Origin of the sequence: Streptomyces sp. NPDC096132 (assembly GCF_044763345.1) — a bacterium.
Classification (GTDB): Bacteria; Actinomycetota; Actinomycetes; order Streptomycetales; family Streptomycetaceae; genus Streptomyces.
Genome location: NZ_JBIWGA010000024.1, coordinates 1 through 18,581, shown reverse-complemented (window position 1 = coordinate 18,581; position 18,581 = coordinate 1). Strand labels below are relative to the sequence as shown.

The following is an 18,581-nucleotide window of genomic DNA, read 5'->3' as shown; positions in this document are numbered from 1 at the left end:
TGCGCATGACCCCCGTACGCATCCATCCATCCACCCCGAGCGACCCCCGCACCCTTCTCGACTCCGACGCGCTGACCGAGCCGGCCCGGGCCTGGCTGAGCGAGGCCATGGCGAGTGTCGCCGTCCGGCCGAACGCGCTCCGGGTCCTCTTCCCCGCCGCGCGAAGACGCTGCGGGCAGGAGCGGCTCGACGAGCACTGGAGCGTGGACGAGGCGGCCCGGGCCGTCCTGCTCACCGCCCTGCCGCAGCGCGGCGTCGCCCTCGCCGTACAGGTGGCGGGTCTGTTCCGGCACGGCGACCCGGCCGAACAGCGGGCCGTTCTCAAGGCGTTGCCGTTCCTCGACGACCCGGGCAGCACACCCGACGCGGCCTTCGAGGACCTCGCCCTCACCCTCGTCCGCGAGGCACTGCGCGGCAACGACACCGACGTCCTCGCCGCCGCGCTCGGCCCCTACGCCGCCGCTCGTCTCCCCGACGCCGAGTACCGTCAGGCCGTCCTCAAGTGCGTCTTCTGCGAGATCCCGCTCGCCCGGGTGGCCGGGCTCGACACCCGGGCCGACCGTGAACTCGCCCGGATGCTCGCCGACTTCGCGCACGAGCGGATCGCGGCGGGCCGCGGTGTGCCGGCCGACGTCTGGCCGCTGGTCGCCGCGTTCGAGGAGGTCGCGGACCTCCTCGCCGCCCGCGCCCGCCTCCTCGCGACCGACCGACCCGACGCGGCGGCCGACGCCCTCACCGCCCTCGCCGCCGCCCAGCGACCCGCACCAACCCAGGAAGAAGCCTGACGTGCGCATCTTCGACCCCCACATCCACATGACCTCCCGCACCACCGACGACTACGAGGCCATGTACGCCGCCGGTGTGCGTGCCGTCGTCGAGCCGGCCTTCTGGCAGGGCCAGCCCCGTACCTCGCCCGAGAGCTTCTACGACTACTTCGACACGCTGCTGGGCTGGGAGCCGTACCGCGCGGCCCAGTTCGGCATCCAGCACTTCTGCACCATCGCGCTCAACCCCAAGGAGGCCAACGACCCGCGCTGCACCCCGGTCCTGGAGGAGATCGACCGCTATCTCGCGAAGGACCGCGTGGTCGCCGTCGGCGAGATCGGCTACGACTCGATGACCCCCGAGGAGGACGAGGCACTCGCCCGGCAGCTCCGGCTCGCCGTCGAACACGGCCTGCCCGCCCTCGTGCACACCCCGCACCGCGACAAGGCCGCCGGCACCCGCCGCACCCTGGACGTGGTCCGCGAGTCGGGCATCGCCCCCGAACTCGTCGTCCTCGACCACCTCAACGAGCTGACCGTGGGCATGGTCCTCGACAGCGGCTGCTGGGCCGGGTTCTCCGTCTACCCGAGGACGAAGATGAGCGAGGACCGCATGGTCGAGATCCTCCAGCGGCACGGAACCGAGCGGGTCCTGGTCAACTCGGCCGCCGACTGGGGCCGTTCGGATCCGCTGAAGACGCGGAAGACCGCGGACGCCATGCTCGCCGCGGGCTTCGCAAAGGACGAGGTCGACCGGGTGATGTGGCGCAACCCGGCCGCCTTCTACGGGCAGAGCGGCCGTCTCGACCTCGCCGAACCCAAGCCCGACGAGACCTCCTCCTTCCAGGGCAACTCCGTCCGGCGCGGGGGAGAGTGACGACCCGTGCGGCTGCTCCACCCGGACGGCACCACCGTCCACCTCGGCTACTGCAGCAACGTCCACCAGGCGGAGGATCTCGCGGGCGTCGTCTCCCAGCTCGCCACGTACGCCGAGCCCGTGCGCCGGCGCCTGGACGTCGGCCGGCTGGGCGTCGGTCTGTGGCTGGCCCGTCCTGTCGTGTCCGAACTCGTCGCTGACGAGCGGCAGTTGACCCGACTGCGGCGGGAACTGTCGGCGCGCGGCCTGGAGACCGTCACCCTCAACGCCTTCCCGTACGCGGGGTTCCACCGCGAGGTCGTCAAGCAGGACGTCTACCTCCCCGACTGGGCGGACGAGGCCCGGCTGACGTACACCCTCGACTGTGCCCGGGTGCTCGCCGCGCTGCTGCCCGAGGACGCCGAGCGGGGGAGTGTCTCGACGCTGCCGCTCGGCTGGCGCGAGCCGTGGCCCGTGGAGCGCGCCGACACCGCCCGCCGGGCCCTGGACCGGCTCGCCGCCGGGCTCGCCGCGATCGAGGCCGACACCGGCCGCCGTATCCGGGTCGGATTCGAACCCGAGCCCGGTTGTGTCGTGGAGACCACGGCCCAGGCCGCCCGGCATCTGGGCGGCCTCGACCCCGAACGGCTCGGCGTCTGCCTCGACGCCTGTCACCTCGCCGTCGGCTTCGAGGAACCGGCCGCCGCCCTGCGCCGGCTCGCGGACGCCGGGCTCCCGGTGGTGAAGCTCCAGGCCGCCTGCGCCGTCGAGGCGACGGATCCCGCCGACCCGGCGGCCCGCGCCGCCCTCCGCAGACTCGCCGAGCCCCGCTTCCTGCACCAGACCCGGACCCCGCGGGACACGACCGCGCACGGTGCCCGCGATCCCGCCGGTGCGCCCGACGACGGTGCCGTGCTCGGTACCGACGATCTCGGCGAGGCCCTGGACGGCGGACTGCCGGCCGGTCCCGCCCCCTGGCGTGTGCACTTCCACGCACCGCTGCACGCCGACCCCGAACCCCCGCTGCGGACCACCGCCGGCCACCTCACCGACGTCCTCGCCGGACTCCTCGGCGGACCCGCCGCGCACTGCGACCACATCGAGGTCGAGACCTACACCTGGTCCGTCCTGCCCGTACCCCCCACCGACCTCCCCGGTGGCATCGCCGCCGAACTCGCCTGGGCCCGCGACCGGTTGACCGCGCTCGGCCTCAAGGAGGACCACCCCGAATGACCAGCACCCGCCGGCTCGTCGTCCTCGACATCGTCGGCCTCACCCCCCACCTGCTCCAGCACATGCCGGCCGTCGCCGCCCTCGGCGACCGCGGCTCCCGCGCCCGTCTCGAACCCGTGCTGCCCGCCGTCACCTGCACCGTCCAGTCCACCCTCCTGACCGGCGAACCCCCCGCCGTGCACGGGGCGGTGGGCAACGGCTGGTACTTCCGCGACCTGGGCGACGTCCTGCTGTGGCGCCAGCACAACGCCCTCGTCGGCGGCGAGAAGATCTGGGAGACCGCCCGCAGGACCGACCCCGGCTACACGGTCGCCAACGTCTGCTGGTGGTACGCCATGGGCGCCGACGTCGACTGGACCGTCACCCCGCGCCCCGTCTACTACTCCGACGGCCGCAAGGAACCCGACTGCTACACCTGGCCGCCCGCCCTGCACGGCGAACTCATCGACCGGCTGGGCCCGTTCCCCCTGTTCACCTACTGGGGCCCGAACGCCGGACTGCCCTCCACCCAGTGGATCCTCGCCGCCGCCCGCCAGATCTTCGACGACAAGACCCCCGACCTCACCCTCGTCTACGTCCCGCACCTCGACTACGAACCCCAGCGCACCGGCCCCCACTCGCCGGAGACCGTCCGCGCCGCGCGTCAACTGGACGCCGCCCTCGCCCCGTTGATCGACCACTTCGTGAAGGCCGGTGCGACCGTGGTCGCGCTGAGCGAGTACGGCATCGCCCCCGCCTCCCGCCCCGTCGACGTCAACCGCGCCCTGCGCCGCGCCGGCCTGCTGAACGTCCACACCCAGGACGGCATGGAGTACCTCGACCCCTGGACCTCCCGCGCCTTCGCCGTCGCCGACCACCAGGTCGCCCACGTCTACGTCCGTGACCCCGCCGACACCGAGACCGTCGCGAAGATCCTCGGCGACCTCGACGGCGTGGACGAGGTGTGGGGGGAGGAGGGCAAGAAGGCCCACGGGCTCGACCACGAACGCTCCGGTGAACTCGTCGCGCTCGCCGCGCCCGACGCCTGGTTCACGTACTACTACTGGCTCGACGACGACCGCGCCCCCGACTTCGCCCGCCAGGTCGAGATCCACCGCAAACCCGGCTACGACCCGGCCGAGTTGCTCTACGACGACACCGTCCCGGCCGTGAAACTGCGCGCCGTCGGCTCCGTGATCCGCAAGAAACTCGGCTTCCGGTACCGCATCCGCACGGTCCCGCTGGACCCGAAGGGCGTCCGGGGCAGCCACGGCAGGCTCCCGGACGACCCCGCCCACGCCCCCGTACTCCTGTGCTCCGAACCGGAGTTGACCCGCGACGCGTACCCCGCCACGGAGGTCAAGTCGCTGCTGCTCGCCCTGGCCGGACTGAAGGAGACGGAGACCTCGGCATGACCACCCACCCGCCGCTGCCCACCGCCCGCCCCCTGCTCGACCCGGCCCCCGAGTACGCCAAGTGGCGGGCCGAGGAGCCGGTCCGCCGGGTCACCGTCTGGGGCGACAACAGCCCCTGGCTGATCACCCGGTACGAGGACGCCCGCGCGGTCCTCGCCGACCCGCGCTTCAGCTCCGACGCGACCCGGGAGGGCTTCCCGGGACTGAGCCCCCGGGTACCGCCGCGCGGGCCCGGCCAGTTCTTCATGATGGACCCGCCCGACCACACCCGGCTGCGCCGCCTGGTCCTGCCCGACTTCACCTTCCGCCGCATCGAGCGGCTGCGCCCCGCCGTCGCCGCCGTCTGCGAGGAACTCCTCGACGCGATGACCGCCGACGGGGCCACCACCGCCGACCTCGTCGAGGCGTACGCGCTGCCGCAGCCCACCCGGGTGATCTGCGCGCTGCTCGGCGTCCCGTACGAGGACCACGCCTTCTTCCAGCGGCAGGTGCGGGCCCTCACCGACGTCACCTCCGCCCCGCAGGACATGATGGCGGCCCGCGCCGCCCTCTACGGCTATCTCGGCGACCTCCTCGCCGCCCGCACCCGCACACCCGCCGACGATCTGATCTCCCGGTTGGCCGGCGAACGGGTGGCGACCGGCGAGGCCACCGCGGAGGAGGCCGTGGGCGTCGCGGCCCTGCTGCTGGTCGCGGGCCACGAGACGACCGCGAACATGTTCCCGCTGGCCGTCGTCGACCTGCTCCGGCACCCCGGACAGCTCGCCGCCCTGCGCGCCCGGCCCGACCTGTGGCCGGCCGCCGTGGAGGAACTCCTGCGCCATCTGACGGTCACCCACGCGGGCATGCGCCGCATCGCCACCGAGGACGTCGAGGTGGGGGGTGTCCGCATCCGCGCCGGCGACGGCGTTGTGGTGGCCCTCCAGGCCGCCAACCGCGACCCGGCCGCCTACCCCGACCCCGACACCCTGGACGTCCATCGCGACGCCGCCACCGGCCATCTCGCCTTCGGCCACGGCCTCCACCAGTGCGTCGGCCAGTCCCTGGCCCGCGCCGAACTCCAGATCGGCCTGCCCGCCCTGTTCGACCGCCTGCCCGGCCTGCGGATCACGGCACCCCCGGCGGACCTGACGCCGTCCACGTCCTCCGTCCACGGACTGCGCAATCTGCCGGTGACCTGGTGACACGCCTGGTATAGACACGGGCATGACCACCATCACGCTCGTCCGTGGCGACATCACCGACCAGTCCGTCGACGCCATCGTCAACGCGGCCAACTCCTCCCTCCTCGGCGGCGGTGGCGTCGACGGCGCCATCCACCGCAGGGGCGGCCCCGCGATCCTCGACGACTGCCGCCGGCTGCGCGCCTCGCACTACGGCAAGGGCCTGCCCACCGGCCGGGCGGTCGCCACGACCGCGGGCAATCTGGACGCACGCTGGGTGATCCACACCGTGGGCCCCGTGTACAGCGCGAGCGAGGACCGCTCGGCGCTGCTGGCCTCCTGCTACCGCGAGTCCCTGCGGGTCGCGGACGAACTGGGCGCCCGCACGGTCGCCTTCCCCGCCGTCTCGGCGGGCATCTACGGCTGGCCCATGGACGACGCCGCCCGGATCGCGGTCGAGACCGTACGCACCACCCCCACCGAGGTGGAGGAGGTGCGCTTCGTCCTCTTCGACGAGCGGGCGCACGAGGCGTTCACCGCCCAGCTGGACGCCGGCTGACGGGCCCGCTCAGCCGACCGTGACCTCGTGAGCGTGGACCGCGAGTGCCAGCAGCGCCGCCGAGACCTCGCGGATGACCTGTTCGGCCTCGCTGAACACCGGCTGGAACGAGTCCCCGCACTCCACGGTGAAGCCAAGCACCTTCGGGACGGCCTCGTTGCTGAAGTGGCGGCTGTAGGCGTAGTCGTCGCTCGTCCCCGACGTGGGGTAGAGGCCGTACGCCGGCTCGACCCCGTAGTGGACTCCGCGCACGCCGCGCACGGCGTCGCTCATCAGCTCCGCCAGTTCGACGGCCGTCTTCAGGTCCCAATCGGGGATGAACTCGCCGATGCCGTCGTTCGGCCGCCCTCGCACCGCGTCGAGGGCGGGGTTGCGGAAGTCGTCGGTCGGGGTGGTGGACTGGTTCTGGTCGTCGCCCCAGCTGTGCAGGATCACCGGAACGGCGCTGTGCACGTCGACCATCCACTGGATGAGCGGGTGGTTGTCGAGCACCCAGACCACATTGCGGGTCTCGGGTTCCGAGGCGGCGGCCGGCCCCCGGTAGACCTGGGGGTCGCACGGGTCGTCCGACGTGTGGACGTCGGCGTCCGGCGCGAACTTCGCGAGATGGTCCCAGAGGAAGTCGAAATTCCGGTTCAGGTCCACTCCCACACAGGACGGGCCCGTGTGCCCGGCGGGCGCCGGCCGGCGGTTCTTCCGCCACATCGCGGACGTGGTCTGGCTGAAGGCCCGGCCGTCGGGGTTGACGCAGGGGAAGACGAACAGATCGAGGTTCTCGACCACATGCCTGACCTGCGGCGCCGTGAAGTACGACGACCCGTAGCCGAGGCCCGTGGCCGACTCGTGTGCCTCCAGCAGGTCTGCCGCGAGCGAGACCAGTGCGTCGGGCGGCACCCACTCCCGGGCGTGCACCCCGCCCAGCACCAGGATGCCGGGCACCTCGTCGGCCGGCCGGGTGCCGATCCGCAGCAGAGCGGTCGTGCGGCCCTCGTGGGTGGGGTGGGGCGCGGTGATGACCTCCGTCGCCTCGGGGTGGACGGCGTTCAGGCTGGTGATCGCCGACTGGATCTCGGCCACGTTGAGATACATGGTCACTCCTTCCGGCCGAGACCGTGCGGGAAGGCGTCCCGGTCGGCGAAGCGGTCACCGCCGCCGACCTCTTCCTTCCGGGCGAGCCAGTTCTCCGTGACGTTCTCGACCGCGGTGATGTCCACCAGCGATGCCGCTCTGGACCCTCGGGCCCGGTCGAGCTGATCCTGGTGGAAGTAGACGTCCATTCCGACGCCCGCCCGGTCGCCGCGTCCGACGGGGCGGCAGCCGAGGTCGGGCCGGGTTTCCCGGATGAACTCCCTGAGTGCCCGGGCGTTGTCGGCGACGACATGGCAGCGGATGACCGCCGGTTCCTCGTTCATGGCACGATCCCGTCCGCGAGTGTCACGGCCTGAGCGGCGTTCACCCGGCCGAATCCGTAGTCGTCGTGGTGACCGGTCCCGTCGTAGTGGACCGTCGGTCCTCCGATCTTGTCGGCCGACTCGTGCATCACCTGGCGCAGTTGGTCGCGGGTGAGGCCGGGATTGACCGACAGTGCCAGAGCCGCGCACCCGGCCGCGCAGGGAGCGGCGAAGCTGGTGCCGGTGTTGAAGCCGTACCCCCCGCCGGACGTGGTGCTGAGGACGTCGACGCCGGGAGCGATCAGCTCGACCTCCGGACCGCGTGCCGCGTTGTCCTCCCTGTCCTTACGGGTCGACCGCACCACCGCGATCACATCCGGATGGGAGACCACCTCGTCCTTGGTGATGTCGACGTTCCTGCCGTTGCTCGCCGCCCAGAAGATCGGCAGCCCCTTGCCCTGACGGCCGTTCGCGGCCGCCTTCTCGAGAGCGGTTTCCAGGACGCCGGTCAGATCCCAGTCCGCGCCGTTCGGGCCGAGGCTGCTGACCAGGATGTCCGCTCCGGCCTCGGGGCTCGCCCCGGTGACCTCGGACGAGGGGCCGGCCGCGTAGCCCACGGCCCGGGCGAGTGTCGTCTGCGTACCGACCTGGTCCGGCAGGCACGCCACCAGCATCAGCCGGCACTCGGGCGCGGCGCCCGACCCGCCCGCGCCGTTGTCGTGGCGGCCTCCGACCATGCCGGCGCAGAAGGTGCCGTGACCGCTGTCGGGCATTCCGGCGGTGCCCCGGACGAAGACCGCGCGCTCGTCGCCCTCGTCGAAACGGCCGGAGAACGGATCCACCCCGGGGGCGAGGTCGGGGTGGGCGGCGTCGAAGCCGTTGTCGATGACGGCGACCCGGATCCCGTCCCCGAAGGTGCGGTCCCAGGCGGTCTCGATGTGGACGTCGGCGTCCGGTGTGCCTCCGCCGGCGCCCGCGTTCCGCCATTGCCACTGCTCGGCGTAACGGGTGCCGGTGGGCCGGAAGCGGGTGGAGATGTGCTCGACGAACGTCGGCTCGGCGAAGAGGAAGCGGTCGTTGTCGTGGAGTTCGACGGAGGCCGCGAGGGAGTCCTGCGCGGTCGTGGTGCGCACCTCGTACAGGTTGTCCGCGAAGCCGAGTCTGCCGACCACGGTCAGTCCGGCCGCCTCGAGTTCCCGCTCGGCCTCCTGCTCCGAGAGCGTGGGCCGCAGGCGGACCGTCAGCAGGTCGGTCGCGATGCCGATCCTGCCGTTGGGCCGCCGGATGACCTTGCCGGTCACCTCCGCCCCGGCGACCTCCTCGCCGGTGACGAGCGCCTCGCGGATCTGCCGGTTCGGTCGGACGAACACCCAGTGGGCGCGGGTGAAGGCGTCGGCCGTGTCGTCGTCGACGCCGGCGTCGCGGATGTCCCCGCGGGCGCTCGTGCCGAGCAGCGCCTCCATCTCGGTGGCGGCCCTGTCCCTGTTGTCCGCGTCGATCCGGACCGCGACGACATCGTCGAGTTCTTCGGCCTCGACGAGATTTCCACGCTGGTAGTACTGCCGAGACATCGCACTCGCCTCTTCTTGTCGCTGAGCCGAAGAGGCCGGCCCCTGAGTGTTCCCCCCTGCGGATGTGTGTATCCGGACGGGGTGACCTCTGTTTCCCAGTTGACCACGGAAGGGTGAACATCGCTATTTCTTCCGAAGGCCCGGAGCCTGTGTGTGCCGCCTGTTGTGCATTCATCTTTTGTCGCGTCAACAAGGCGTGTGGCGGGGGGTGGTGCTCCCGGTCGTGCGGCCCGGGTGAGGGCGACACGCCCTCGGACGGTCCATGCGGCCTGCGACGGACCGGATGGCCATATTGTCCGCAATATGAATAAATGCCACATTGCGTACCTGGCGTGCACGGCCGCCATCGTCGGGACGGGGCTCGGTGCCGCCCCGGCGGTCGCCGATCACGCGCCCCACGCGATCCACGTCGTCCAGCCGGGACAGTCGATCCAGAAGGCGGTGGACGCCGCCGCCCCGGGTGACACCGTCTTCCTGACGCCCGGCACCTACCGCGAGAGCGTCACCATCGGCACCGACCGGGTGACCCTGCGCGGCGCGGGACACGACACCGTGCTCCAGCCGGCCCCGGTCGGCAAGAAGAAGCCCAGTGCCTGTGCCGCCGAGGGCAACGGCATCTGTGTGACCGGCACGAAGGACCGCAGGGTCAAGGGCGTCACCGTCACCTCCCTGACCGTCTCCGGGTTCACCCGGAACGGTGTGTACTCCGCCGCCACGGACCGGCTGACCGTACGCGGCGTCAAGGCGGAGAGGAACGGCGTCTGGGGCATCGCCACCGAGGCCTCCGAGCGCACGGTGTTCCGGGGCAACATCGCCCGCGACAACGGCGACGCCGGTCTGTTCCTCGCCAACACCGTCAAGGAGGAGCGGGGTGCCACGGACACCAGGGGCACGCTGGTCCGGGACAACCGGCTGGAGGGCAACCGCATCGGCGTCACCGTCCGCCGGCTGCGCGACCTCACCGTCGAGCGCAACCGCATGACCGGCAACTGCGCCGCCGTCTTCGTCGTCGGCGACGAGAACAAGCCGAGGGCCGGACGCGTCACCGTGCGGGACAACCACATCGCGCGCAACAACAAGTCCTGCCCGAAGACCGCCCGGCTGGACGCCCTCCAGGGCTCCGGCATCGTCCTGACCGGCGCCGAGGACAGCGTGATCACCCGGAACGTGATCACGGACAACGCCGGCACCTCCCCGCTCTCCGGCGGCATCGTCCTGTTCAAGAGCTTCGTCGGGACCACCAGCGAGCGGAACCGGATCAGCGACAACACGCTGCGGGGCAACTCCCCGGCCGACCTCGTCGTCACCGACACCGCGGGCAAGGGCAACACCTTCGAGCGCAACTCCTGCAAGGCCTCCAAGCCCACGGGCCTGTGCTGACCGGACCGACCGACAAGACGAAGGAAGGCGGCACATGACGACCGCTCAAAGCGCCCCGCCCCCACCCATGCGGCTGAGGGAGCTCGTGTTCGGGGCGGCATGTGCCGCCGCCCTGCGTGCCTCGGCCCGGCTGGGCGTCGCCGACGCCCTCGGGGACGGCCCCCTGTCCGTGGAGGACCTCGCGGCCGCGGTGAAGACCGAGCCGAAGCCGCTGCGCCGACTGCTGCGGGCCCTGTCCTGCTACGGCGTCTTCGCCGAACGCCCCGACGGGACGTTCACCCACACCGACATGTCCCGGCTGCTGCGCGAGGACGACCCGCACAGCCTGCGCAACATCGCCCTGTGGTGCACCGAGCCGTGGACCTGGGACGCCTGGCCCAAGCTGGACGAGGCGGTGCGCACCGGCCACAACGTCGTGGAGGACCTCTACGGCAAGGAGTTCTTCACCTACCTCAACGAGGACGCCCCCGAGTCGGCCGAGGTCTTCAACCGGGCCATGACCACCTCCAGCGAGCAGTCGGCGCGAGAGGTCGCGGCCCTGCTGGACCTGTCCGGCAGCAAGTCCGTCGCCGACATCGGCGGCGGCCAGGGACACGTGGTGGCCTGCCTGCTCGACAAGTACCCGGCGATGCACGGCAGCCTGCTCGACCTGCCCCGCGTGGTCGAGAACGCCGTGCCCCGGCTGCGCGCGGGCGGCGACCTCGCGGACCGCGCCCGGATCGTGCCCGGTGACGTCCGCGCGGCCGTGCCCGTCAAGGCCGACGTCTACGTCATCAAGAACATCCTGGAGTGGGACGACGAGTCCACGGCCAGGACCCTCGCCAACGTCAGCAGGGCGGGCGGGCCCGGCACCCGGGTCGTCGTCATCGAGAACCTCGTCGACGACACCCCCTCGATGCGGTTCAGCACCGCCATGGACCTGCTGCTGCTCCTCAACGTCGGCGGGGCGAAGCACACCACCGAGAGCATGGTGAGCCGGCTGACCGACGCGGGCCTCGTCATCGACGACATCCGGCCGGTCAACCCCTACCTGCACGCGTTCGACTGCCACGTACCCGGCTGATCGGTACGCCCCCGGAACCACCGGTCGCCGGGCCCGCAGCGTCGCGGGCCCGGCGACCGGTGACGCCGACGGGATCAGCCGGCGTCAATCGCGCTCCCAGAGGTAGAAACGCTGTGCCATCGCGTCCTTCGGGGACCGCCAGGTCTGCGGATCGTACGCGCTGACGTACGCCGACAGACGCTCGCTGACGTCCCGGAACTCGGGGTGATCCGTCACCTTGGCGATGGCGGGTCCCGGGTCGTGCTCCGACTCGATCAGATGCAGGTAGACGTCGCCGAACTGGAAGAGGCTGCGCCGGACGACCCCGACGAGGTGCGGCAGCTCTCCCCGGTCCGACTCCTCGAACACCTTGGCGATGTCCAGGGCGGAGCCCGGGGCCATACGGGCGACGATCAGGGCTTGGTGCATGGGGGAGTGTCCTCCGTCCGGCTCAGTCGGTCAGACCGCGGGTGGTGCCCCGCTCGGCGGCGGCCTTCTCGATGCGGTCCCGGATCAGGGCCATCTGGATCTTGGAGTTCCGGTTGATGTTGTCGGTCATCCACTCGTCGTCGACGGGCGCGTCCGGCTTCATCGCGAAGTCCTGGGTCCAGATCATCCGCACCCCGGCCGGCACCTCCTCGTACCGCCAGTGGATGTCCATGTGGGCGAACGGTCCGGTCTCCACCCGGCGGGCCCGCACACTCAGCGTGGCGCGGTCCGGCTCGCGCTCGGAGACCCAGCTCCACACCTTGCCGTTCTCGTCCGGGTGCATGGTCAGCCGGAAGGTGGTCTTGTTCCCTTCCCTGGAGAGGACCTCCACCGAGGCGTACTCGGTGAACAGCTGCGGCCAGTTCTCCAGGTCGTTGGTGATGTCCCAGACCAGGTCCAGCGGCGCGGCGATGGTGATCTCGTTCTGCGTGTGTCCGGTCATGTCACGCCCCCGCCGGCAGTGCGCTGTTGAGCTGGTCCAGGAACTCGCGGGGCGTACGGCAGTGCTCCAGGTCCACGTCCAGCGCCGTGCCGAACCGGTTCTCCAGCTCGCCCACGATGCCCAGCATGCCCAGCGAGTCGATGCCGAGCTCGCCGAACTCGGAGTCGGCCTGCTCCTTCAGCAGCTCCGGCGCGACGGTGATCCCGGCCGCCTTCTTGATCAGACCGGCCAGCTCTTCCAGGGTGATGCGGTCACTCATGCGGTACCTCTCCTGTGTGCGGTGGTGTGCCGCGCCCCGCTACGAGGCGTCGGCGGCGCCGTGCCGCAGCACCAGCGCCGAGTTCGATCCCATGAGGCCCCGGCTGAGGACCAGCGCGGTGCGCACCTCGGCGACACGGGCCCGGCCGGTCACCAGATCGAGGTCATGGCAGATGTCGAAGACATGGGGGGTGGGCGGGATCAGACCGTGCTCCATCGCGAGCACCGCGGCCGCCGTGTCCAGCACCGGCGCCCCGCCGTAGGCCCGGCCGATGCCGGTCTTCGGCGCCGTGACCGGCACCTTCCGGCCGTGCGCGCCGAGCGCGTCGGCGATCGCGAGAGCCTCGGCCCGGTCCGCCTCCGGCACGCCGAGGGCGTCGGCGAAGACCACGTCGATCTCCTCCGGGGCACAGCCCGCCTCCTCCAGCGCGCCCCGGACGGCCTGGGCGAGCCCCTCCCGGGACTTCTCCCAGCGGGCGGCGCCGGTGAACGTGGCCGCGTGCCCGGCGAGGGTGGCCTGGACGCGCACCCCCCGCTCCCGGGCCGAGCTCTCCGACTCCACCACGAACATGGCACCGCCCTCGGCGGGCACGAACCCGCACGCGGCGTCGGTGAACGGGCGATAGGCGCGCTCCGGGTCCTCGACGGTGCTCAGCGCGTCGTAGCCGAGCTGGCAGACCATCGAGTACGGGGCCAGCGGTGCCTCGGTCGAGCCGGTGACCAGCACATCGGTGCCGCGCCGCACCGCCCGCGCCGCGTGCGCGAGGGCGTCCAGGCCGCCCGCCTCGTCGGCGGCGACCACCGAGCAGGGTCCCTTGAAGCCGCGCCGGATGGAGATCTGGCCGGTGCTGGCCGCGTAGAACCAGGCGATCGACTGGTACGGCCCCACGAACCGGCTGCCCTTTCCCCACAGCTGCTGCAGTTCCCGCTGCCCGAACTCGCCGCCGCCGGAACCGGCCGCGGTGACCACGCCCACCGAGTACGGGGACTCGGCGGTGTCGGCCTGGCCGAGCCGGGCGTCCGCCAGGGCCAGGTCGGCGGCGGCCATCGCGAAGTGCGTGAACCGGTCCGTCTGGACGAGGAAGCGCTCCTCGACGGCGGCCGTCGGGTCGAAGTCCCGGACCTCGCCGGCGACCCGCAGCGGGAGGTGCTCGCACCCCTCGCGGGTCACCCGGTCCAGGACGCTGATGCCTTCCTGCGTGGCCTTCCAGAAGGCCTGGGTGCTGGTTCCGTTGGGCGCTACCACACCGATTCCGGTGACGGCGGCGCGCCGTGGAAGCGGTTCGCTCATCGTGTCCTCTCCCTCGGCCGGGTCAGGACCACCGCGGACTGGAACCCGCCGAACCCGCTGCCCACGGACAGCACACTGTTCAGCGTCCGTTCGCGCGCGACCCGCGGCACATAGTCCAGGTCGCACTCGGGGTCGGGGGTCTCGTAGTTCGCGGTGGGCGGTACCACCTGGTGGGCCATGGCCAGGACGCAGGCGACGACCTCGATCGCGCCGATCGCGCCGAGCGAGTGACCCACCATGGACTTGATGGAGCTCATGGGGGTGGCGTAGGCGTGCTGCCCCAGGGCCCGCTTCACGGCGGCCGTCTCGTGACGGTCGTTCTGCTGGGTGCCCGACCCGTGCGCGTTGACGTAGTCGATGGCCGTCGGGTCGAGGCGGGCGTGGTCCAGGGCGAACTCGATCGCCCGGGCCATCTCCAGGCCCTCCTTGGTCAGGCCGGTCATGTGGTAGGCGTTGCCGAAGGTGGCGTAGCCGCCCAGCTCGCAGTAGACGCGCGCGCCACGGGCCTTGGCGTGTTCCAGCTCCTCCAGCACGAGGACGGCGCCGCCCTCGCCCATCACGAAGCCGTTGCGGTCGGCGTCGAAGGGGCGGGAGGCGTGAGCGGGGTCGTCGTTGTTCGGCGACGTCGCCTTGATCGCGTCGAAGCACGCCATGGTGATCGGGGAGATCGGCGAGTCCGACGCACCGGCTATGCAGACGTCGGCCCGGCCCTCCTCGATCGTGTGGAAGGCGTACCCGACGGCGTCGAGCCCCGAGGTGCAGCCGGTGGAGACGGTCTGCACCGGACCGCGCGCCTCGAAGCGCTCGGCCACCGTGGCCGCGAGCGTGGCGGGCGTGAACGCCCGGTGCAGCTCCGCGTCCGCCTGCCGGTGGTCCACGTCCCAGCGCTGCCCGCGATGGCTGACCAGCACGTAGTCGTGTTCGAGGCGGGTGGTGCCGCCGACCGCGGTGCCCAGCGACACCCCGACCCGCCACGGGTTCTCCCGCGCCAGGTCGAGACCGGCGTCGCGCACCGCCTCCTCCCCGGCGACCAGCGCGAACTGTATGTACCGGTCGCTGCGGGCGACCTCCTCGGCGGTCAGTCCGTGGGCCGCCGGATCGAAGTCGCACTCGGCGGCGATCCGCGATCTGAGGCCGGCCGGGTCGAAGAAGGAGATGCCCCGCGTCGCGGTCCGCCCGTGCGAGAGCAGGTCCCAGAACGCCCGCGCCCCGATGCCGCCCGGGGCGACGACACCTATGCCGGTGACCGCCACACGCCGGTTCATGAGACGACCTCGGCCGTCTCCTCGGTGTCGACGTGACCGAGCGGCGGGCTCGGGGCCAGCGGCCCGAGGTGGAAGACGATCCGCGCCTCCACCTTGCCGACGTTGCGGAAGCGGTGACGCATGTGCATGGGGATCAACAGCCCCTGCTCCGGCTGGAGAGGCTGGGGCTCGCCGTCCAGGTCGACCTCCAGCTGCCCGCACAGGACGTACACGAACTCCTCGGAGTACGGGTGGTAGTGCTCGCCGATGCGGTCGCCCGGCTGGATGAGCGCGACGCCCATGAAACCGCTGGTGGACCCGACCGTGGCGGGGGTGAGCATGGCGCGCAGATCGCCGCCGCGCCGGGTGTTGGGCTCGACCTCGCTGAGATCCACGACTCTGGGACGGGAATTGATCACGACGTTGCTCCGATCGTGTGCTGTTCCGACAAGGCGGGGGCTGTGCCCACGGGGCGGTGGCTGTGCCCACCGGTCGAGTGGTTCAGGCGCCGGGCGAGCGGCGGTCGGTGACGAGGTCCATCCGGGCCGGCCCGGCGGAGCCCTTGGCGCCGCGTCCGTCCAGGAACCCCTTCAGCTCGGCCGTCTTCGGGGCGAGCGCGGGGTCGTCGGCGCCGACACCGCGCCGTACGTCGACCAGCCGCACCACGACGTCGTCGCGCTGGAAGATCGTGCTCTGCAGGACCGGGGACTTCGGGTCGTCCGCGGCCGACTCGTCCTGCCGGGCCAGCAGCCGGGCCAGCTCCAGGCCGGAGCCGGGCTTCGCCGGGTAGAACAGGGCGTGCCGCTCGGCCTTCGGGTCTTCCTGGGCCGCCGTCACATGGTGGACGGCGGGCAGGGCCGCGCGGGTGAAGAAGACCCGGGCGGAGTCGGCGTCGTCGAGGTCCCGGTCCTGTTCCAGGTAGGGGTTGATGGCCTCCTCGACGGCCCGCACCTCGGGCTGCCGGGCGACGAAGCGCAGCGCCGCGAGCAGGTCGCCGCGTACCTCGATGGCGCGCACCACCCGGTTGCCGTGCATGAACAAGGTGGTGCGGCACAGCCGGGTCGTGTCGTCGACCTTCGGGTTGAGCGAGTTGTACTCGGCGAGGATCTTCGCGACGGCCGGCTCGCTGCCGGGCTTCACGGTGAAGGTGAGCGCGTGACGGATCACGCCGTCACCCATACGGGGCTCGGCCTGCAGGGTGCGCGCGGCGTTCGCCGCCGGGCCACCGGTCTCGCGGACGACGTGGAAACGCAGCGAACGGGTGTCGCGGACGCAGCTGTGCAGTGGCTTCACCATCTCCACGTGCTCCTCGCTGTTCACCCAGGTGAGGAACGGCGGGGCACTTTCCCACTCGCTGGTGATCAGCCACTGGGAGGGGTTCTCGATCGACTGGCACAGCTGGTCGCTGACGTGCCCGGGGACGGACGCGACCTGGTTGCAGAGCTGCTCGTACGCCTCGAGGAACTGCTGCTGGGCGCCGTCGTAGACGTCCACCAGGAGCACGACCCGCAGGCGGGAGCCGTCGAACACGGACTGGGAGACACGCTGTGACACCTGACGGGTCAGCGGGGCGGAGGCGGGAGCGGACGTGGTGGTCATGCGGGGGACATCTCCTTCACGGGAGGGGAGCGGTGAACGTCTGTCGCGGTGGTGCGAGGTGAATTCGCGGTGATGCGAGGTGAACGTGACTCGATCCTGAGCCGGTCCCCACCGGAGCGCGATCCGGATGGACTACGCGGGTGACCGCTCGCCTCTGGGGTGACGGGTCACTTGAGGTGGGCGAAGACGACCAGGTTGTCCTCGTAGTCCTTGGCCGTGTGGTCGTAGTTGCCCGCGCAGGTGATGAGCCGGGCCTCGGCCCGGGGCGTGTCGCCGTACACCCGCTCGCTGGGGAAGGCGTCCTTGGCGTACGTCTTCACGTCGTCGATGACGAAGTGCGCGATGCTCTGGTCGGTCCGCTGCACGTCGAAGACGTCGCCCTTCTTCAGGTAGCGCAGCTCGGCGAAGACGGCGGCGGACGTCTTGGTGTCGACGTGCCCGGCGATGATCGCGGTGCCCGGCTCGCCCGGGGAGGGACCCGCGGCGTGCCAGCCGACGAGGTTGGTGTCGTTCGGGGGCGGGGCCTCGAGCTGCCCCTTGGCGTTGATGGAGAGGTCCGTGAAGGGGGCGTCCACCGAGATCCGGGGGATGCGCAGCCGGACCGGCCGGGAGCGCGGCAGGTGCTTGCCCACCGGCTGCGCGGCGCCCGGGGCCGGGGCGGAGGACCGCATGGGCGGGACGGAGGGGCCCGGGGCCTCGGGGGGCAGAGGCGCCAGCCGGGCCTGCGCCGGGGGGGACGGATCGGACGACGACGCGTCGTTGCCGCCGATCAGGCCCACCGCCAGGATCAGCAGCGCGACGGCGGTCAGCAGGGTCAGGGTCGAGCGGGACCCCTGGCCGGTCGGCTCCGGCTCGTCGGCGGCGGGAGGGGGAGGGGGGACTGCCATCGGGGAACACCTCGGATCGGACACGGCGGCAGGGCGGACGGGGCGGGGCTCAGAGCCGGCCGTGCGGCCGCCACACGATGCACCGGTGGCGGCCGCGGCTCTATCGCGTCCGGCATGGTCAGGCCAGGCCGTGTGCCGACTTCTTACGGCGCACGCCGTAGAGACCGGCTCCGGCGACCGCCAGGACGGCCAGACCGCCCGCGGTCACGCCAGGCCCGGCCAGGGCTCCACCGCCGGTGTGCACACCGCCGTGGGGCTTGCCGTAGCCCTTGTCGTGCTCCTTGCCGTACCCGGAGTCGTCCTTCTTGCCGTAGTCGGAGTCCTCCTTGCCGTACCCGGAGTCCTCCTTGCTCCAGGAGTCCTCCTTGCCGCTGTCTTCCTTGCTCCAGTCCTTGCTGCCCTTGTCGTGGTCGTCCGTGACGAGGGTCAGCGCGCCGCCGCCGGTGTGGACGCCGCCGTGGGGCTTGCCGTAGCCCTTGTCGTGGTCCTTGCCGTACCCGGAGTCTTCCTTCTTGCCGTAGTCGGAGTCTTCCTTCTTGCCGTAGTCGGAGTCGTCCTTCTTGCCGTAGTCGGAGTCCTCCTTGCCGTACGAGTCGTCCTTCTTCTCGGACGAGTCGTCCTTCTTCTCCGACGAGTCGTCCTTCTTGCTGTAGGACGAGTCGCCCTTCTCCCAGTCACCGTCGGCCGCGTAGGCCCCGGGCGCGGTGATGGCGAGGACGGCCGAGGCCGCCGCGGTGGCCAGGATCATGCGAGCAGAACGCATTGACGGATTTCCTTTCGGCACGGCCGGGCAGCTGGCGTTGCGTCAGCTGAATGACCCGGCCCTGACGTGATCCACCGTCAGGCAGTCCGCTCCCGCCCACCACTCGGGGCGCTCACGCGGGTGAACGGATGCGGCAAACGAGTCGGGGGGGGGCCCCGGGGGGGGGGGGGGGGGCGGCGGCGGGGGGGGGGGGGGGGGGGGTGGGACACTGTCAAGCGGAGCGACTACCGACCCAACGAGCGGAGCCGGCCGGGT

Annotated in this window: 20 protein-coding genes; 8 read left to right on the top strand and 12 right to left on the bottom strand. The window is 71.8% G+C overall.

Annotated features, from left to right (window positions below):
* Positions 1-5 precede the first annotated feature (5 nt).
* From ACIRF9_RS39845 to ACIRF9_RS39820, 6 genes are read left to right on the top strand one after another with little or no spacing between them, the layout of a single operon-like run.
* Complete coding sequence (locus ACIRF9_RS39845; protein ID WP_403832811.1) at positions 6-785, top strand: EboA domain-containing protein; 780 nt, start codon at positions 6-8, stop codon at positions 783-785.
* Position 786: 1 nt separating this feature from the next.
* On the top strand, positions 787-1,641 hold the full coding sequence (locus ACIRF9_RS39840; RefSeq protein WP_403832808.1) for a TatD family hydrolase: 855 nt from the start codon (positions 787-789) through the stop codon (positions 1,639-1,641).
* 6 nt (positions 1,642-1,647) lie between these two features.
* Positions 1,648-2,853 (top strand): metabolite traffic protein EboE, encoded by a 1,206-nt coding sequence (gene eboE, locus ACIRF9_RS39835; RefSeq protein ID WP_403832806.1) that lies wholly within the window; start codon positions 1,648-1,650, stop codon positions 2,851-2,853.
* Complete coding sequence (locus ACIRF9_RS39830; RefSeq protein WP_403832804.1) at positions 2,850-4,247, top strand: alkaline phosphatase family protein; 1,398 nt, start codon at positions 2,850-2,852, stop codon at positions 4,245-4,247. Before eboE ends, ACIRF9_RS39830 begins: the two co-directional genes overlap by 4 nt.
* Positions 4,244-5,431 carry a cytochrome P450 gene (locus tag ACIRF9_RS39825; protein WP_403832801.1) on the top strand — a complete coding sequence of 396 codons (1,188 nt, stop codon included), beginning with the start codon at positions 4,244-4,246 and terminating at the stop codon, positions 5,429-5,431. The genes ACIRF9_RS39830 and ACIRF9_RS39825 overlap by 4 nt, the downstream gene beginning before the upstream one ends.
* Positions 5,432-5,453: 22 nt before the next feature.
* On the top strand, positions 5,454-5,969 hold the full coding sequence (locus tag ACIRF9_RS39820) for an O-acetyl-ADP-ribose deacetylase (RefSeq protein WP_403832799.1): 516 nt from the start codon (positions 5,454-5,456) through the stop codon (positions 5,967-5,969).
* Between the two features lie 9 nt (positions 5,970-5,978).
* On the opposite strand, the gene ACIRF9_RS39815 is transcribed toward ACIRF9_RS39820, so the two are convergent.
* Genes ACIRF9_RS39815 through ACIRF9_RS39805 form a run of 3 tightly spaced genes read right to left on the bottom strand, consistent with a single transcriptional unit; the run spans position 5,979 to position 8,931 of the window.
* Positions 5,979-7,058, bottom strand: a complete 1,080-nt coding sequence (locus ACIRF9_RS39815; RefSeq protein WP_403832797.1) for a M14 family metallopeptidase — start codon at positions 7,056-7,058, stop codon at positions 5,979-5,981.
* A gap of 2 nt (positions 7,059-7,060) precedes the next feature.
* A complete protein-coding gene (locus ACIRF9_RS39810) occupies positions 7,061-7,381 on the bottom strand; it encodes a hypothetical protein (protein WP_403832794.1) in 321 nt (106 codons plus the stop codon).
* On the bottom strand, positions 7,378-8,931 hold the full coding sequence (locus tag ACIRF9_RS39805; protein ID WP_403832791.1) for a S8 family serine peptidase: 1,554 nt from the start codon (positions 8,929-8,931) through the stop codon (positions 7,378-7,380). The genes ACIRF9_RS39810 and ACIRF9_RS39805 overlap by 4 nt, the downstream gene beginning before the upstream one ends.
* 303 nt (positions 8,932-9,234) lie before the next feature.
* Between ACIRF9_RS39805 and ACIRF9_RS39800 the strand changes: the two genes are divergently transcribed.
* Both ACIRF9_RS39800 and ACIRF9_RS39795 read left to right on the top strand, forming a co-directional pair.
* The gene (locus ACIRF9_RS39800) at positions 9,235-10,311 is read left to right on the top strand and encodes a nitrous oxide reductase family maturation protein NosD (protein ID WP_403832789.1); all 1,077 of its coding nucleotides are present in this window, start codon (positions 9,235-9,237) and stop codon (positions 10,309-10,311) included.
* A gap of 34 nt (positions 10,312-10,345) precedes the next feature.
* Positions 10,346-11,374: a methyltransferase gene (locus ACIRF9_RS39795; RefSeq protein WP_403832786.1), complete on the top strand. Its 1,029-nt coding sequence runs from the start codon at positions 10,346-10,348 to the stop codon at positions 11,372-11,374.
* Between the two features lie 84 nt (positions 11,375-11,458).
* Here ACIRF9_RS39795 and ACIRF9_RS39790 read toward each other — a convergent pair whose 3' ends face one another.
* The 9 genes from ACIRF9_RS39790 to ACIRF9_RS39750 form a co-directional block, all read right to left on the bottom strand.
* Positions 11,459-11,782 carry a TcmI family type II polyketide cyclase gene (locus ACIRF9_RS39790; protein ID WP_403832784.1) on the bottom strand — a complete coding sequence of 108 codons (324 nt, stop codon included), beginning with the start codon at positions 11,780-11,782 and terminating at the stop codon, positions 11,459-11,461.
* Between the two features lie 22 nt (positions 11,783-11,804).
* Complete coding sequence (locus ACIRF9_RS39785; RefSeq protein WP_403832781.1) at positions 11,805-12,284, bottom strand: SRPBCC family protein; 480 nt, start codon at positions 12,282-12,284, stop codon at positions 11,805-11,807.
* 1 nt (position 12,285) lies between these two features.
* Positions 12,286-12,543, bottom strand: a complete 258-nt coding sequence (locus tag ACIRF9_RS39780; protein WP_403832779.1) for an acyl carrier protein — start codon at positions 12,541-12,543, stop codon at positions 12,286-12,288.
* Between the two features lie 39 nt (positions 12,544-12,582).
* Positions 12,583-13,833: a ketosynthase chain-length factor gene (locus ACIRF9_RS39775; protein WP_403832778.1), complete on the bottom strand. Its 1,251-nt coding sequence runs from the start codon at positions 13,831-13,833 to the stop codon at positions 12,583-12,585.
* A complete protein-coding gene (locus tag ACIRF9_RS39770) occupies positions 13,830-15,098 on the bottom strand; it encodes a beta-ketoacyl-[acyl-carrier-protein] synthase family protein (protein WP_403832776.1) in 1,269 nt (422 codons plus the stop codon). The genes ACIRF9_RS39775 and ACIRF9_RS39770 overlap by 4 nt, the downstream gene beginning before the upstream one ends.
* Positions 15,095-15,496 (bottom strand): cupin domain-containing protein, encoded by a 402-nt coding sequence (locus ACIRF9_RS39765; protein WP_403832774.1) that lies wholly within the window; start codon positions 15,494-15,496, stop codon positions 15,095-15,097. Before ACIRF9_RS39765 ends, ACIRF9_RS39770 begins: the two co-directional genes overlap by 4 nt.
* Before the next feature lie 82 nt (positions 15,497-15,578).
* Entirely contained in the window at positions 15,579-16,676 is a 1,098-nt protein-coding gene (locus tag ACIRF9_RS39760; RefSeq protein WP_403832771.1) for a SchA/CurD-like domain-containing protein, read from the bottom strand.
* A gap of 167 nt (positions 16,677-16,843) precedes the next feature.
* Entirely contained in the window at positions 16,844-17,563 is a 720-nt protein-coding gene (locus tag ACIRF9_RS39755; RefSeq protein ID WP_403832768.1) for a class F sortase, read from the bottom strand.
* Positions 17,564-17,681: 118 nt separating this feature from the next.
* A complete protein-coding gene (locus ACIRF9_RS39750; protein ID WP_403832765.1) occupies positions 17,682-18,326 on the bottom strand; it encodes a hypothetical protein in 645 nt (214 codons plus the stop codon).
* Positions 18,327-18,581 lie beyond the last annotated feature (255 nt).

Bases quoted from the DNA above. Each gene is read 5' to 3' on its own strand.
- ACIRF9_RS39775 (WP_403832778.1), bottom strand. From the start codon at position 13,833: ATGAGCGAACCGCTTCCACGGCGCGCCGCCGTCACCGGAATCGGTGTG.
- ACIRF9_RS39780 (WP_403832779.1), bottom strand. From the start codon at position 12,543: ATGAGTGACCGCATCACCCTGGAAGAGCTGGCCGGTCTGATCAAGAAG.
- ACIRF9_RS39805 (WP_403832791.1), bottom strand. From the start codon at position 8,931: ATGTCTCGGCAGTACTACCAGCGTGGAAATCTCGTCGAGGCCGAAGAA.
- ACIRF9_RS39795 (WP_403832786.1), top strand. From the start codon at position 10,346: ATGACGACCGCTCAAAGCGCCCCGCCCCCACCCATGCGGCTGAGGGAG.
- ACIRF9_RS39815 (WP_403832797.1), bottom strand. From the start codon at position 7,058: ATGTATCTCAACGTGGCCGAGATCCAGTCGGCGATCACCAGCCTGAAC.
- ACIRF9_RS39830 (WP_403832804.1), top strand. From the start codon at position 2,850: ATGACCAGCACCCGCCGGCTCGTCGTCCTCGACATCGTCGGCCTCACC.
- ACIRF9_RS39845 (WP_403832811.1), top strand. From the start codon at position 6: ATGACCCCCGTACGCATCCATCCATCCACCCCGAGCGACCCCCGCACC.
- ACIRF9_RS39760 (WP_403832771.1), bottom strand. From the start codon at position 16,676: ATGACCACCACGTCCGCTCCCGCCTCCGCCCCGCTGACCCGTCAGGTG.
- ACIRF9_RS39810 (WP_403832794.1), bottom strand. From the start codon at position 7,381: ATGAACGAGGAACCGGCGGTCATCCGCTGCCATGTCGTCGCCGACAAC.
- ACIRF9_RS39790 (WP_403832784.1), bottom strand. From the start codon at position 11,782: ATGCACCAAGCCCTGATCGTCGCCCGTATGGCCCCGGGCTCCGCCCTG.
- ACIRF9_RS39800 (WP_403832789.1), top strand. From the start codon at position 9,235: ATGAATAAATGCCACATTGCGTACCTGGCGTGCACGGCCGCCATCGTC.
- ACIRF9_RS39825 (WP_403832801.1), top strand. From the start codon at position 4,244: ATGACCACCCACCCGCCGCTGCCCACCGCCCGCCCCCTGCTCGACCCG.
- ACIRF9_RS39750 (WP_403832765.1), bottom strand. From the start codon at position 18,326: ATGCGTTCTGCTCGCATGATCCTGGCCACCGCGGCGGCCTCGGCCGTC.
- ACIRF9_RS39755 (WP_403832768.1), bottom strand. From the start codon at position 17,563: ATGGCAGTCCCCCCTCCCCCTCCCGCCGCCGACGAGCCGGAGCCGACC.
- ACIRF9_RS39820 (WP_403832799.1), top strand. From the start codon at position 5,454: ATGACCACCATCACGCTCGTCCGTGGCGACATCACCGACCAGTCCGTC.
- ACIRF9_RS39770 (WP_403832776.1), bottom strand. From the start codon at position 15,098: ATGAACCGGCGTGTGGCGGTCACCGGCATAGGTGTCGTCGCCCCGGGC.
- ACIRF9_RS39785 (WP_403832781.1), bottom strand. From the start codon at position 12,284: ATGACCGGACACACGCAGAACGAGATCACCATCGCCGCGCCGCTGGAC.